11 protein-coding genes are annotated in these 16,422 nt (G+C 34.8%); 3 read left to right on the plus strand and 8 right to left on the minus strand.

What is annotated here, in order from left to right:
* Positions 1-5: 5 nt before the first annotated feature.
* The gene (locus FQU23_RS00780) at positions 6-3,092 is read right to left on the minus strand and encodes a SusC/RagA family TonB-linked outer membrane protein (protein WP_147672167.1); all 3,087 of its coding nucleotides are present in this window, start codon (positions 3,090-3,092) and stop codon (positions 6-8) included.
* Between the two features lie 193 nt (positions 3,093-3,285).
* On the opposite strand from FQU23_RS00780, the gene FQU23_RS00785 reads away from it, so the two are divergent.
* A complete protein-coding gene (locus FQU23_RS00785) occupies positions 3,286-3,957 on the plus strand; it encodes a ribonuclease HII (protein WP_147672168.1) in 672 nt (223 codons plus the stop codon).
* Between the two features lie 144 nt (positions 3,958-4,101).
* Here the strand turns inward: FQU23_RS00785 and FQU23_RS00790 are convergent, their stop codons facing one another.
* The 4 genes from FQU23_RS00790 to FQU23_RS00805 form a co-directional block, all read right to left on the minus strand.
* Positions 4,102-5,682: a SusD/RagB family nutrient-binding outer membrane lipoprotein gene (locus FQU23_RS00790; RefSeq protein WP_147672169.1), complete on the minus strand. Its 1,581-nt coding sequence runs from the start codon at positions 5,680-5,682 to the stop codon at positions 4,102-4,104.
* Positions 5,683-5,694: 12 nt separating this feature from the next.
* Entirely contained in the window at positions 5,695-8,835 is a 3,141-nt protein-coding gene (locus tag FQU23_RS00795; RefSeq protein WP_147672170.1) for a SusC/RagA family TonB-linked outer membrane protein, read from the minus strand.
* Positions 8,836-9,277: 442 nt separating this feature from the next.
* On the minus strand, positions 9,278-9,979 hold the full coding sequence (lipB, locus tag FQU23_RS00800) for a lipoyl(octanoyl) transferase LipB (RefSeq protein WP_147672171.1): 702 nt from the start codon (positions 9,977-9,979) through the stop codon (positions 9,278-9,280).
* Between the two features lie 135 nt (positions 9,980-10,114).
* A complete protein-coding gene (locus FQU23_RS00805; RefSeq protein WP_147672172.1) occupies positions 10,115-10,843 on the minus strand; it encodes a hypothetical protein in 729 nt (242 codons plus the stop codon).
* A gap of 324 nt (positions 10,844-11,167) precedes the next feature.
* On the opposite strand from FQU23_RS00805, the gene lysS reads away from it, so the two are divergent.
* Together lysS and FQU23_RS00815 are read left to right on the plus strand one after the other, a co-directional pair.
* Positions 11,168-12,865, plus strand: coding sequence for a lysine--tRNA ligase (lysS, locus tag FQU23_RS00810; protein ID WP_147672173.1), 1,698 nt, complete (start codon positions 11,168-11,170; stop codon positions 12,863-12,865).
* Between the two features lie 306 nt (positions 12,866-13,171).
* Positions 13,172-13,606 carry a WxcM-like domain-containing protein gene (locus FQU23_RS00815; RefSeq protein ID WP_147672174.1) on the plus strand — a complete coding sequence of 145 codons (435 nt, stop codon included), beginning with the start codon at positions 13,172-13,174 and terminating at the stop codon, positions 13,604-13,606.
* 82 nt (positions 13,607-13,688) lie between these two features.
* Here the strand turns inward: FQU23_RS00815 and FQU23_RS00820 are convergent, their stop codons facing one another.
* Genes FQU23_RS00820 through FQU23_RS00830 form a run of 3 tightly spaced genes read right to left on the minus strand, consistent with a single transcriptional unit; the run spans position 13,689 to position 16,417 of the window.
* Positions 13,689-14,948 carry an alginate export family protein gene (locus FQU23_RS00820; protein ID WP_147672175.1) on the minus strand — a complete coding sequence of 420 codons (1,260 nt, stop codon included), beginning with the start codon at positions 14,946-14,948 and terminating at the stop codon, positions 13,689-13,691.
* Between the two features lie 7 nt (positions 14,949-14,955).
* Positions 14,956-15,615, minus strand: coding sequence for an SCO family protein (locus FQU23_RS00825; protein ID WP_147672176.1), 660 nt, complete (start codon positions 15,613-15,615; stop codon positions 14,956-14,958).
* Positions 15,616-15,643: 28 nt separating this feature from the next.
* The gene (locus FQU23_RS00830; RefSeq protein ID WP_147672177.1) at positions 15,644-16,417 is read right to left on the minus strand and encodes a formylglycine-generating enzyme family protein; all 774 of its coding nucleotides are present in this window, start codon (positions 16,415-16,417) and stop codon (positions 15,644-15,646) included.
* Positions 16,418-16,422 lie beyond the last annotated feature (5 nt).

Below are 16,422 nucleotides of genomic sequence, written 5' to 3' on the forward strand. Positions count from 1 at the left end.
TAAAATTAGAAACCTACGTTAAGACCAATACTGAATATTCTAGATCTTGGAGTCCCATTATAATCATTACCCAAAACTTCCATTTCAGGATCTAATCCTTTAAAGTCTGTAATAATCAATAAGTTTTGCCCTTGTACGAAAAGTCTAAATTTCTCTAATCCTACTTTGTCTAAAACTGTTTTTGGCAAATTATAACCTAAAGTGATGTTGTCTAATTTGATGTAATCGCCTTTTTCTACAAAACGGCTAGAAGCTTGATTAATATTAATGGTAGTTTCTCTATCATCTCTTAATCTTGGAGTCCATCCGTCACCAGGATTATCAACACTTTGCCATCTTCCTAAAATTTCTGTACCGTTATTATTGAAACCTTGAGATAAAAGCTCACGTCTTGTTAAGTTATTAATTTTATTTCCACCACTAAAACGGAACATAAAACCTAAATCAAAGTTTTTGTAAGCCATATTAGAGTTGAATGCTCCAAAATAAGTTGGTAATACATTTCCTAAAACCTTTTTATCAGCTGCACCTAAAGAAGAAGCTATAGATACATCAGTTGGATTAGCCGGATCAAACTTTCTATACGCTTGACTATTAATATCTCCTTGAACCAATGTACCATCTCCTTTATTAAAAACAGGATTACCGTTAGCTGGGTTTACTCCCCAATAACTAAAGCCGTATAAAACATAAGGTGATTCCCCTTCTCTCAACAAGTTATTTCCTGTATTGTAAGAATCTGAATCAACAAAATTAATATCCTGTCCATTCACTAACTTCTCAACTTTACTTTTCACTAGAGATAAGTTAGCACTTAACGTCCATTCAAAGTTTTCATTTTTAAAAGCAGAAGCCTCAACTGAAAATTCATGACCTGAATTTTTCAAAGACCCAACGTTTTTAGAAATATAGTTCTCTGGAATACCAAGAGATAAAGGTTGAGGAACTTGTAATATCAACCCGTTTTGATTATTAATGAAGTAATCATATGTAAATTTCAAACGATTGTTCAATAAAGACAAATCAGCTCCGTAGTCATACTTTACTGAAGTTTCCCATTTTAATTGATCATTACCTGCTTGAGAATATCCAATACCATTATACTCCGCATATTTAGCATTGTTATACAAACCTAAGTAAGGATAATTTCCAATACTTGTATTACCAACTTCAGCATAAGAAGCTCTTAATTTAAAATCAGACACTACATCTTCTAAAGAACTCATAAAAGATTCTTTACTTACAGTCCAACCCGCAGAAACTCCTGGGAAAGTTCCCCATTTATTAGCTGTAGGCAAAGATGAAAGACCATCTTTACGAATAGACCCTTGAAGGAAATATTTTCCAGCATAATTATAATTCAATCTTCCTGCATAAGACATAATTCCATTCTCAGTTATACTTCCTCCAGACAATTGGGTAGCATAAGATCCTGTAATTAAACCTTTATTGAAAAAAATATCAGATAAACCATTACCTCCTCCATAAAAACTATTAATTTTTTGCTTTTGAACCTCATATATTGCTACTGCGCTTACATTATGTGATTCCCCAAATGTTTTATTATAAGACAATACATTTTGAGTATTCCAACGTGTTAAATTTGCAAAGTTATTTCTAACTGCTCCAGCAACACTTGCACCATCACCATTAACAGGATTTAAATAATTAAATCCTTCAGTACCAATGGCGTCAACACTTCCTTGTGTTTTAAAACTTAAACTTGGAGCAATTTTGAAATCAGCAAATAAACTTACTAATGATCTATCCACTTTAGATTTATAAATATTATGATCTAATACATAAACAATGTTCGGTAAATTATTCGCAATTACAGATAAGTTCTGTCCTTGCCCCACCGTTGAGCCAGTAATATTATATCCTGTTGGGTTATTAGCATCGTATATTGGCGTGTTTGGCAATTGACGCATTGAATTGAACATAATACCAGACAATCCTCCTGCATTATTATTCAAACCTGTATTTTCTGTCCTAGATAAAGCCATGTTCACACCAACATTTAACCAACTTTTAACTTTTTGATCTACATTTCCTCTAACATTATATCGCGTTTGACTATTAGATTTAGCAATACCGTCTTGTGTATTGTAACCCGTAGAAAAATAATAGTTAGTCTTTTCTGTTGATCCAGAAAGAGATAAATTATGATCTGTTTGAACGGCAGCTTGTCGTAGAACCGCTTTTTGCCAGTTTGTATCAAACTCAGTTCCAACCGCTAAAATTGAAGCTCCTCTATTGGTTCTTTTTTCATTTTGAATTGTAATAAAATCTTTCGTTTTCAACAAATCCAAATAATCAATTGGCTGAGCAATACCAGTATAAGTATTGTAGTTAACTCTGAATTTACCACCTTTTCCTTTTTTGGTTGTAATTAAAATCACTCCATTTGCTGCTCTAGAACCATAAATTGCAGTTGCAGAACCATCTTTTAAAACTTCTGTAGATTCAATATCCGCTGGATTGATATCTCCTAAAGCATTTGTACTGGCATAACCTCCAACATCTCCAGTAAAAATTGGGACTCCATCAACAACAATTAATGGGTAACTACCTGAAGTAATAGAACCAATACCTCTAATTCTAATTCTAGGAGCTTGACCTATAACACCCGAATTAGTTGTTACTTGAACACCAGCAGCTCTACCAGCTAATTGTGACTCAAAACTTGGTGTTGCAAGATTTGCAATAGCATCCCCTTTGATTTGGGAAATCGAACCCGTGACCTCTCTCTTTTTTTGAGTCCCATAACCTACAACAACCACTTCTTCAAGAGACTGTGAACTCGATGTCAATTTAACATTTACAGCATTAGAAGCTCCTACTGTAACAGATGAATTGTTCATCCCTATAAAAGAGAATACTAAAACATCGCCTTGCTTTGCTTTAACAGCATACTTTCCATCAAAATCTGTTTGAACCCCATTATTAGTTCCCTTCACAATAACGTTAGCTCCTGGAATTGGTCCACTAGCATCCGAAACTACACCCGAAACAGTTTTCTCTTGTGCAAAAGAAGACTGCATAGATAGCACTAATATCAGCGCAAAAATCCATTTAAATTTTAATCTCATATACAATTTTGTATTAGTTAGTTAATGGCGCAAACATATTAGTATAATGTTAACAAACCAATATGTTTTTTAACAAAAGCATGCTAGTAATTAAAAAAGATTTTATTATAGAAAATTACAATTTCATAAAAAAACTACCAAATTATCACTATTTCTCAACTACAAACCTTAATTTCGTCAGAAATACTACCAAGTGTTAAAATTATTCTTTTCATCATCTATTTTAGAAGCTGGCACTGATGAGGCCGGGCGGGGTTGCCTTGCCGGTCCTGTTACGGCCGCTGCAGTAATCCTTCCAGTCGACTTTGAGAATACAATATTAAATGACAGCAAGCAATTGTCTGAGAAAGCCAGAGAAAAATTGCGTCCTGTTATAGAGCAACAAGCCATTACATATATAGTCACCCATCTCGAACCATTAGAAATTGACGATATTAATATTTTGAACGCTTCGATAAAAGCAATGCAGGAATGTGTTTTGAAACTAAATCCGCAACCTGAATATATTATAGTAGATGGAAATAGCCCTTTTATTCGAAAAAAAGGAATTAAAAATAATAGTGGCAAAATTTTCACTCCCAAAGAAATTGAAATTTTAACATCTATTCCGAGCAGCAGTATTGTAAAAGGAGACTCTAAATTCATGAGTATTGCTGCGGCATCAGTCTTGGCAAAAACATATAGAGACGAATATATGAATAGGATCCATGAGGAATTCCCAATGTATAATTGGAAAAAAAATAAAGGTTACCCAACAAAAGAGCATCGAGAAGCAATAAGAAAATACGGCGTGACTAAATACCACCGAATGAGTTTTAGATTATTACCCGAACAAACGGCTTTAGCTTTTGAAGGCACAGATTAACTCTTTCTAATAAATTAATAAGCCTTTATTAGACATAAAAAAAGAGGATACTCTTCAGTATCCTCTCTTTTCAAACTAAATTTAATATTTAATTTCTTTATAATAAAACTTCTCTAGTACCCTAATAGTACTCGTTACCCTAAATTATTTTTTAGCCCAAATCAACTTAGTAGTTAATAGATCGCCTCCAATATTTGATGACGCAGCCTTAACACTTTCACCATTTAACTGTTGTAAGTTTACGGGATATGTAAATCTTGCAGGCATAGAAGTTAAACCTCTTAATGCTTCAAAAGTATAAGTAGTCGCAGCTGTTTCTGGATGCGGAGCATTTAAATCATACGATCCTCCTGGCTGAAGTAGCGTGTTAGGAAAACCAGTTCTTCTGTATTCAGCAAAAGCCTCATACGGCTGCATGAAAAGAGCAATATATTTCTGATTTAAAACATTAGCTTGATTTGCTGGCGCTAAATTAGCTAAATAAACACCAATTTTTGCAGCAGAAACTTCCCAACGTTCCATAGAGGCTTTTACCCCTTTTTGGTAATTAGTATTATCCCAGCCATTATTCTCAGACAATAGGAACTCTACTTCAGCGTACTCCATTAAGATTTCAGTGTAATCTTGCTTTAATACATTTGAACTCCAAAATGAAGTGTTTGGCCTTTGTGATGCAGTCAAAGAACTTGGAACACCGTAAGGCATACCAACATACTTAGTCAAATCGTCAGTCTCAGTATAAGAAAAAGTTTTCACATCAGTCTTAGAAGCTGTAGTAGGTGCAGCATACTTTTGCAATCTTGGATCAACCCCAAAGACACCTAATTTCCCTTTTAACAAATCAACAAATGTATTTGCTATAGCAAAATCTGTTCTGTTACCTAAATAAAAATCTCTATAGAAAGGACTTGGGTTGACATCATCTTTTTGATAAGTAAGACCAACGTTATCTTCATTCGATGTCATCACTCCTTCGGCTATCGCTTCAGCAACATGTGCTTCGGCGCCAGGTACGACACCTTTAACTCTGGTAGCAATACGCAATCTTAAAGAGTTTGCGAATTTTTTAAGTTTTATTGCACTCTTGAAAAGATTATCTCCTTTCGTGAAAACTGACTCAGAGGTAACAATCATAGCCGAAGCTTCTTTTAGCTCCTTCATAAGATCTGCATAAATTTTTTGCTGTGAAGCAAATTTAGGCTTGATATATTTAGTTAACTGCAATGCCTGAAAGTCAGCATCTTGATTACCATAAGAATAGTAAGGCACATCTCCGTAAACATCTACTAATTGTAAAAAAGTATAAGCTAACATTACTCTGGCAGCTGCGATCTGGTTGTCATTATTTCCATAAACTGCATTCACAGCTTTGGTTGCAGGATTTGTATTTAAATCAATAATGGTTTTAAAATCCACCGCTGCTAAATAATAGTCCGTATACAAACTTTGGTTTGTACCTTCTCTAAATTGAAATCTATCTTCTTCAGTATAGTTTCTTTGTGCTGAATATTGAATCCATGGCAAAGCCATTCTTCCAGAAGAAAAACTTCCTCTTGATTGCGTCATTAAAAAAGTAACCGCTCCATTAAATACTCCGTAAGCCGGAACCTTTAAAATCTCAGGTTGATTAGGGTTAACATTAATTTCGTCTAATTGATCAGTACAACTTACAGTTGTTGCCAGTAGCGCTACTATTGATATTATTGATATGAATATTTTTTTCATCTTATTTTATTTTTAGAATTTAAATTCTAGATTCATCCCATATGTTCTAGTTGATGGTAGTGAACCACCTTCAAGACCTTGAGTATTTCCGCTACCATAAGAAGCCATCTCTGGATCCATTCCATTCCAATCTATTCCCCAAGTAAATAAATTTCTTGCAAAAAGTGAAAATCTAATAGTAGAAAACAAGGGTCCAATCACTTTTTTAGGCATGCTATATCCAAAAGTAACTTCTCTTAATTTAATATAACCTGCGTCAAAAACATTCAATGCATCAACACCAGCATAGTGTTGTTGAGACCATTCTTGTCCTGAAAGCGTTGAAGTATTTTTTGTACCGTCTTCATAGACTGCATCTACAATAATACCATTTTCTCTGATTCCGTTAGCAGCAGTAGCTTCTAACATACCTGAGTACGTACCCCACATGTGTGAAGTAGAAAAGTAACTACCTCCTTTTTGCATATCAATTAAGAAACCAAAATTGAAGTCTTTGTATTTGAATGCATTTCTTATACCCATATTGTAATCAGGAGTAATGGTACCTAATGATTTTTGTGCACTTGGAATGTAGTATCCATCAGCATCAACAACTTTGCTTCCATTTGCATCATACGTAAAGTCAGTACCAAAAATTTGACCATATGGCTGTCCTGTGATAGCTAATAATCTAGCTTGAAAAGGAGCAGTACCAATTGTTAATTCGTTAACACCATCAATTAATTCAATTAATTTATTGTTGTTTTTAGCAAAATTCCAAGTGATATCCCATCTAAAATCTTCTGTTCTTACAGGATTAAGCATTACTGTTGACTCAATACCTTTATTTTGCATTTTTCCTGCATTGACTAATGTAAAATTATAACCTGTTGATGGATCAACCTGAACAGGAGTTATCAAATCAGTTGTAGTTGCATCGTAGTAAGTGACATCGATACCAACTCTTCTGTTGAACAAGCTTAACTCTAAACCTACCTCTTTTGTCGTTTTTAATTCAGGAACGATAAAAGGATTGTTTAATGTACCTGGCTGGCTATACCTCGGAGCGCCTTGAAAAGGACCTTGAAAAGCAGTACTTGTATCAGTGTAATTAGCTAAGCTGTATGCTGAAGTACTGTTTCCAGCTTGAGCCCAACCTCCTCTAATTTTACCATAATTCAACCATGAAAGATCTGTTAATTCTGAGAAGATAAAACTTCCTGTAGCAGAAGCATAATTAACAGATTTGTAGACAGTACTAAACCAGTCACTTCTATCTGTAACTTCTAAAAACAACATATCTTTATATCCTAACGATACAAAACCATAGATACTATTCGTTCTTGTTTTTTCGTCAAAATTTGTAGCCAATGCAGGGCTAGAACTATTAGATAAATTATAAATATTTGGAAGTACTAATCCACCTACAGTCTGACCAGTTACCCTTGAAAAGCTATAACTTCTTCTATTTGCTCCAGCAAAAGCGTTTAAGCTAAAATCACTGAATTTTTTATCATAATGCAAACGACCTTCATAATTAAAATCAGTCAATGTTCTTGCATTTGTAGAAAAACTTGAAGTTGCTTGAGAACCTATAGCAACTCTTTCATTGATATTAAATGAATAAGTATCTCCATAAACATTACCAACAGCATATAAATCCGGAGTAATATTATAGGTGATTTTTCCATTACCATATACTCTGTTTCTTGTATCAGAAGAAGTATTTTCATTAATAATCCAATAAGGGTTATCAGAGTAGTTAGGAGTTCCATCATCCCAAGCAACTCTATTCCAAGATCTTTGTTGACCATTAGCCAATTTATAATCTTTTAGATCATTGAAATCCAACTGTCTTTGTCCCCATTGAAAGAATTTCTGAGCCAAACCATTATCACCGTATCCTACCTCTGGTCTATTAAAACCTCTTGTTTGAACGTAAGTTGCAGAACCTTCCACTTTAAGCTTATCGCTCAACTGAGCATTAGCATTAAGCGAGAACGTGTTTTTTGTCAAAGTTGAATTAGGAACAATCCCCTCCGTTTTTTGATTAGCATAAGAAAATCTCACACCTGAATCTTTATTAGATCTTGTAAAAGACAAAGAGTTATTTCTTGTAACTCCTGTTCTAAAAAATGAATCAACATCATTTTCAGACGCAATCCATGATTTTTCTTTTAAATAGTCATTAGAAAACTCTGGATCAAAAGCATTCCATGGCAAATATTTTAAGTTAGCATCAAATTTAGGCCCCCAGCTTTCATCTGTTGCATAATCAGCAATATTATATGTTTGACCGTTTATAACTTGTTGCTGAAAAGTCGATGCGCTTCCACCACCGTATTGTCTTTGTAATTTTGGCATGATATAAACAGATTCGAATGTAATACCACTATTAAATGATATCTCCGATCTACCTTCCCCATTTTTACCAGATTTTGTAGTATACAAAATAGCTCCATTACCAGCTCTACTTCCATAAAGCGCCGCAGCTGGACCACCTTTTAATACTGTCACAGATTCTACATCGTCAGGATTAATATCTGCTGATGCATCACCATAATCTCTACCTCCTGCACCTCTTTGAGTAGCACTTGAGTTGTAATTTCCATTATCTAAAGGAATTCCATCAATTACAATTAATGGTCTATTTTCTCCTGTTACGGATCCAATTCCTCTAATAACTACTCTTGTTGAACCTCCCATTGTAGAAGGAGATGTTACTTGCAAACCTGCAACATTCCCAGACAAAGCAGAAACAGCATTATTTGTTCCTCCTTCACTTAGAACACTACCTTTTACATCTTGAGCGGCATAACTAAGAGATTTCTTCTCTCTTTTAATACCCAATGCCGTAACAACGACTTCATTTAACTCATTAGCGGAGTCTTTCATCACTACATTAATTGTAGTCGAAGCACCAACAGTAGCTACGAAATCTTGCATACCTACAAAGGAGAAAACTAAAACGTCACCAGCTTTAGCCTGAATAGCGTATCCTCCATCAAGGTCAGTTTGAGCACTTTTACCACTCCCTTTTACGACTACATTTACTCCAGGAATTGATCCTATCGCATCCGAAACAACACCTTTAATCGTTTGCTCTTGTGCAAAAGCAAGCTGAATTGACAACACCAGTATCAGCGTATAAATCCATTTAAATTTTAATCTCATTATATGTCTTTTTGAATTAATTAATTGACAAAAATCCCAATAAAACCTCAAATAAATCCTAACTCGCTATCATAAAAAACAAAGTTTAACTTTAGCATTCAAAAAAATCACACAATTTGTTAAAAAAAAGAGTTTATCTAATTTTATTATAATAAAAAAGATAGTTAATTAAATTAAATTTTTCACAGCAAACCTCAATTTGCTGGGGATTGCGCATCTATAAGGGTTATTATTATGTTAATTTAACAACATATTTGTGTTAGGTATTTGCGAAAAAAACCAACATTAAGCACTCCACAGATCACAGATAAAAGCGCGAATTTTATTAAATTCGAAAAAAATAGAAGGCATAAAAAAAATAGATTGAAACGGACATGCCGTCGCAATCTATTTTTTCAAAAAGTTAAGCTAACTCTTAGATATACTTTTACTTTTTTATCAATTAATTGAGAAACTCACTTTCAAAAAGTGTCGAAAAATGCTTTACTATTTTTGATTTAATTTCCTCTTCATCCACTTTATCCACACCAAGTTCTACATTTAAAGAAGTTACGGCTTTCCCGCGAATACCACAGGGAATGATATTATCAAAGTAACCCAAGTCAGCATTTACATTTAATGCAAACCCATGCATGGTAACCCAACGCGATGCGCGAACGCCCATCGCACAAATTTTCCTAGCAAATGGAGTCCCTACTCCTAGCCAAACTCCTGTCTCACCTTCGCTGCGAGAACATTCGATTCCATACTCTTGTAAAGTAAGAATAATAGCTTCTTCTAAAAAACGTAAGTATTTATGAATATCAGTAAAGAAGTTTTCTAAGTCGATAATAGGATAACCTACAATTTGCCCCGGACCGTGATAGGTAATATCACCACCGCGATTGATCTTGTAGAAAGTAGCTCCTTTTTCTTCCAATTGTTTTTCTGACAACAGCAAGTTAGTCAAATCACCGCTTTTTCCTAATGTGTAAACATGTGGGTGTTCCACAAACAAGAAATAATTTGGAGTCTCTAAAGTAAGCTCCTCTCGCCTATTCCTGATTTTAAGATCAACAATTCCTTTAAATAGTTCTTCTTGGTATTCCCAAGTTTCTTTGTAGTCTTTCTTTCCTAAATCTTGAAGTTGGATGGTTTTATTCATTTGTCATTGCTAGGAACAAGGCAATCTCTTTTCGTTCCCTTATTTGTTAGCTGCAAAGGTAATACTAATTCTTGTTTTAGGCCAAGAAGACATAAAATCACAATGGATAACTACAGAACAATTCTAAAACTATATTTACTCCAAAACCACTTCTAGCGCTGTACTTTCAGGGTTTTGCAAACAATCGCTTAAAAGAAATTCTACTTTTAAAGCTTTTCTATCTTCACTTATTTTAGCATTGGGATTTGAAACCGACTTAATTTTTCTCGGAAAATGGTAGTTCAAAACATAAGATTGACTGATTTTCACTTTAGAAAATTGCTCCTTTATTTCTGAAAGTTTAGTCTGTTGTTTTTGCAGTTCTACTGAATCAGAAATAGCCACTATTCTCCTGAAAATAATTCCATCAAAAAAATAACTCACCTCATAATAATGTTCTTCAGCAGATAAAGCGTAGTTGTGTGCCAAATCAGAAGCATAGTTCTCTGTTTTATATAAGTCCGGAACCGCTTCGATTGTCTCGAATTTCTGCGAAATAACGGTGCGAAATTCTTTTTCGTAAGAACTTTTTTTGATATGAACTTTTATGTCCTTGAATTTATTAAAAATAGCTTTTTCAAATGCCGGAAGACGAGAATAATTATCAGAATATTTTGTGATATAATCCTTGAAAGCATAAGTAGTCTCGACAAATTTTTCTTCTCGGGAATAATTTCCACCCACTAATTGCATATAACTGTGTTCGTCACGAAGTTGGACTACTTCTATGGTTCCGCTTCCGTCCTCGTTGAGATAAATGGTCTCATTAACTTGGCAACTACTTGTAATAATTAGCACTATTAAAAAGTAAAATATTTTTTTCATTTGTTTTTTAGTCAGTATATGCGGGTTGCGGCTTGGATAAATTTTTTATAAATGTAATTAATTTCCGATGATTTATCGTTTTTGATTTTTGAAAAAGTTTTTAAAATCTTAATCGTCTAGCATAGCCCTGATCGAGTCGATATCCTCCCAGTCCCGACGCTTTGGGACTGGGAGATTAAGGGGAGAGCAGGACAAAATACAATTGAAAAAATACAAATTTATGCTCCTAAATAGAGAACTATTAAGAATGCGATTTTAAGACTTTATGATTTTGCAATTTTAAGACATAAAGACTATCTTTGCGCTCTTAAAAAACAGCACAAAATGGCCTTATCAGAACAAGAAATCATTCGAAGAGAAAAACTTCAAACCTTACGCAACTTAGGAATCAATCCTTATCCTGCCAATCTTTTCCCAGTAAATCATACTTCGAAGCAGATAAAACAGGAGTTTGAAGAAGGTAAGAAGGTAATTGTTGCCGGGCGTTTGATGAGTGTGAGAGATCAAGGAAAAGCTTGTTTTGCCGAATTGCAAGATAGTGACGGCCGTATTCAATTGTACGTCAACCGTGATGTTTTGTGTGAAGGTGATGATAAAACTTTGTACAATCAGGTATTTAAAAAATTAACTGATTTAGGTGATTTTATTGGTATCGAAGGAGAATTATTTACTACGAAAGTGGGAGCACAATGCATTCGCGTGGATGGATTTACTTTTTTGAGTAAAACATTGCGTCCGTTGCCATTGCCAAAAGTGGATGAGGACGGAAAAGTACACGATGCCTTTAACGACGCTGAATTGCGTTACAGAATGCGTTATGTAGATTTAACGGTTAATGAGCATGTGAAAGAAACATTTATCAAGAGAACAAAAATGTTCAACGCGATGCGTTCTTTCTTTAACGATAGAGGATATCTTGAAGTAGAAACTCCAGTTTTGCAACCTATTCCCGGTGGTGCTGCGGCACGTCCGTTTATCACGCACCACAATTCACTAGACATGCCATTATACATGCGTATTGCTAATGAGTTGTATTTAAAAAGATTGATTGTTGGTGGTTTTGAAGGAGTTTATGAGTTTTCTAAAAATTTCCGTAACGAAGGAATGGACAGAACGCACAACCCAGAATTTACCGCTATGGAAATTTATGTAGCCTACAAAGACTACAACTGGATGATGGAATTTGCCGAAGACCTTCTAGAGCATTGCGCGATTGCCGTTAACGGTACAAGCGAAGCTACTTTTGGCGAGCATAAAATCAACTTCAAAGCTCCATATGCACGTGTAACGATGACTGATTCTATCAAGCATTTTACTGGTTTTGATATTTCAGGAAAATCGGAAGCAGAGCTTTTTGATGCCGCAAGAGGCATGGGAATTGATGTGGATGCAACAATGGGTAAAGGAAAATTGATTGATGAGATTTTTGGCGCTAAATGTGAAGGAAATTATATTCAGCCAACATTCATTACTGATTATCCGAAGGAGATGTCACCCTTGTGTAAAGAACACAGAGACAATCCAGAATTGACGGAGCGTTTTGAATTAATGGTTTGTGGTAAGGAAGTAGCAAATGCTTACTCTGAGCTTAACGACCCAATTGATCAACGCGAACGTTTTGAAGAGCAAATGCGATTATCTGAAAAAGGAGATGATGAAGCGACAGGAATAATCGATGAAGACTTCCTTAGAGCATTAGAATACGGAATGCCCCCAACATCTGGTATGGGAATAGGAATGGATCGTTTGATTATGTATTTGACTAATAATGCTTCTATTCAAGAAGTTTTGTTGTTTCCTCAAATGAGACCAGAGAAAAAACAAGTTCAACTAGAAGAAGACGAAAAATTAATTGTTTCTTTATTACAGTCGAATGAGAACCAAATGGAATTTGGATTACTAAAAATAAAATCGGAATTGAGCGGTAAAAAATGGGATAAAGCCATGAAAAACTTATCTGCACTTGGAATGACTGAAGTCGTAGTTGATGGAGAAGGTAAAGCGTGTCGTTTGAAAGCGTAATTCATATTTAACCCGAAAGTTTTTTAAAACCTGCCGGTTTAAAAACATTTAGAAAAGGAACTTCGTAATGGAGTTCCTTTTTTTTATACGATTCGACTTATTCTCACGGTTCCTTGTTACCAAATTCTACCAAATGATTATCTAAATCATTATTCAACGAGTCAAGAGCAACGTATAAAAAACACTTACAAACTGGTAGGTGCTGTATTGAAATCTCTCTCCAAAATCGTATTATTGTGGCTAATTTTTAGTATCTAAAATTCGTTCTTGAATACATTTAGATTAATAAAAACATTTAAATTGATTATGAGTCAAATAGAATTAATTGAAGGGGAAATCTTCAATGATTATCGCGGTCAGATTTCGTCTATGAACAATTTTAAATTTGGTGAAGTAGAACGTTATTACTTTATTCATCATCCCGATCCTTCGATAATTAGAGGCTGGCACGCCCACCAATATGAAAAAAAATGGTTTCAATGTGTAAAAGGATCCTTTACTTTAGCTTTTGTAAAAATTGACGACTGGGACAATCCTTCAAAAGATTTACAGCCTGAAATTTTTGAACTATCAGAAGCAAAAAGCGAAATAATATGCTTGCCTGAAGGATATGCTAATTGCATAAAAGCACATGAAAAAGAAAGCGTTTTAATGGTTTTTTCTGGAAAACGAATTCCAGAAGCTTATGACGATTCTTGGCGTTATGAAGCAAACACCTGGGTAGACTGGTCAAAATATTAAGTTATTTATTCGAAAGTAAAAAAAGACTGAACTAATCATTTAGCACAGTCTTTTTTTCCGAATTAATTACCCTTGAATGTATTTATTTAATCCCAAATAATCTTGGATTGATGTTGACCATGACCCAAACCCAGTTGTTTGTATTGTCAGCATTTCCTCCTTTTAGTCTTTCTAAGGTTGATGAACCAAACATTTGAGAATATCCCGCCGAAGCCACGATGTCTTTTTGCAGCGCATAACTTGTAGTAAAATCGACTTCCGTACCTAAATAGCTGTCCATTTTAGTATTGGAGGCATCCAAAACAGTATTTGGAGCCGAGAAAACATGCGGAATTAAAGCAAACTGCCATTTGTTTTGGGCGTAAGTTAATTTCAAATATGCATCACTTAATCCAACACTATTCTGATGATTTCCTACGTAGAAATAATCCATAAATCCATTAAATCCGTGATTGGTTCCAAAAAGAGGTGCGAAGGATTTAAAATCAGTACTTATGTCGTTTTGGTCTTTTCCAGATAGGAATTCATAGCCTAATGCCGCTTTAAACTTGGATGTAACGGCATATCCTACATTGGCAGCAGCATAAAAAGCATTTACATCATTACCGCTGCTTTTTCCTCTTTGCATATATAAACCCAGATTAGTATCCCAGTTCTTTTCCTTGTAGGAAAGATAGGTTCCAAAAGTTTGCTTATAATCTACCTTCACATCGGTGATGGTTTTTGCATATTCATAACCGGTATTCAACAGCAACAAACTTATGTTCACTTCACTAAATTGAGTATGATACCAAGCATATTGCATGGATTTATAATTAGTAGTGTAAGGAGTCGTGGGCGCTACCAGATTTTCGGCATTTGCATTTAATGCGAAACCCAAATCCAGCTTGTCGCTATTTTTTTGAAAAGAGATGACTGCAGCATCGTGGCTTTGTCCTTGTTGCGCCCAGTCAATTTCTCCTAAGATGCGCTGGTTATCATACGAAATCACTTGCCGCCCTATGCGTGCACTCCAGTTAGAATCAAAATTATATTGTGCCCAAGCTTCAAATACAGCAATTCCATTTTTATCAGAAGTGCTAGTTGTAGCAACGTCTCCCCAAGTGCGTATGTTTTGAAAAGTCAATTTGGCTTTCAGTTTTTCCTGTGCGTAGTTCAAGTTCAAACGGGAACGCTGGGATACAAATGAGGCCGCATCTACTCCGTTTGGCATCAGGTTTTTAAATCCATTTCTATACTCATATCTTGGTCTAAGCTGTAGACTTGCGTCAAATTCTTGGGCATAACTACCTATACTTACCATTCCTAAAAATGATAAACCTATTGTTTTTAATAATTTCATGATTGATTTAATTTAGCTTTTCAGCTTCTAAGGTAATTTTGTTGATAGTTTCATCTGAATTTACTCCTAAACCTTCTTGTTGATAGGCCAGCTCCCCTTCCGCGTTAAAAACGCTAATAATATTAGAATGAGAAAAATCTAAAGGAGATATTTTCTTGTAGTTTACTGCTAAAACCGCCGCAAACTCACGAGTATTCTCTTCGCTAGAACGCAGGAAAACCCATTGATCGCCCTCCATTTTATTTTCGATAGCAAATGATTTTAGCCTTTTTGGAGTATCGACGCTAGGATCAATACTTACTAAAACGAATTTTACATTGTCTTTTATTTTTGCAGGGATGCGCTGTTCAATATTTCTCATATCAGCAACTAATCTTGGACAAGCCGCTTTACAAGAAGTATAAATCATAACCATCACAAGAACTTTCCCTCGTAAATCGACCATTTCAATGTCTGTATTATTTTGGTCTGTCCATTGAGAAGGTAAATTGTAAATCGATAAGTCTGAAATAGATTTCACGGCAGCTTTTTCTGCTTTCTTTTCGTCTAACTTATCTTCTGCTTTTACTTTATTACAAGATTGAAATGATACCAGAAGTAGGGCTAAACCTAAAAACAGTCTGATACTCCTATCACTGTAAAATTTTATATTTTCATTTGATTTCATTACTTTGAATTTTATTAATTTTTCAGTGCTATTTTTTATCTTTTGCACATCTAAAACCAAGGTTTTTAGTAGTGTAACTTGCTTTTAGACTTCCTCTAAAAGCATAACGCATAAAAGCGGCATAATTCATCAAATCGGTTGCATTTACAGATGCGCTTCCGCAAAATAGATTCTTATCTGAATCTTTGTCTTTCCTGGATTCTCCAGAAAGAAAAATACTGTTGAAGTCTGAAGTCCATTCCCAAACTAATCCATGCATATCATAAACACCCCAATAGTTTTTGAATGTTTTCCCTACAGGATAAGCATAAGTATTTGGTTTTTCATACCAAGACATTATATATTTATTGAAGCTTTCTTTGGTACGTGCATCGATTCGTTTTTCATCTGCCATAGCCACATATTCCCATTCGTCCATAGTAGGCAATCGACCACCTTGACATTCGCAATATTTTTTAGCGGCAAACCAGGAAACATTTGTTACTGCTGCATTGCTTAAGTTCTTTTTACCGTAATTAAAATCACTTTCCCATTGCGATAGGTAGCTTTTGTCAGCATAGATTCCTTTTATTTTAGAACGACTGTTCTCTGGGTATTTTTTTAAAAATGCTAAAAATTGAGCATTAGTTACTGGGTAAGCATCAAGATAAAAAGCTTTAACTTCTACTGGTTCTTTAGTTGTGGCACCATAGAGGGGAACAAAAGCTCCCCTTTCTATAGTAACCATTTTAGACTCTTGAGCCCATAGCGATGCTGCTATTAGTGATAGAAATAATGGCAAAACTATTTTCCTTTTTAACATGGCTA

The organism is Flavobacterium sp. XN-5 (assembly GCF_008033395.2).
GTDB lineage: Bacteria > Bacteroidota > Bacteroidia > Flavobacteriales > Flavobacteriaceae > Flavobacterium > Flavobacterium hiemivividum.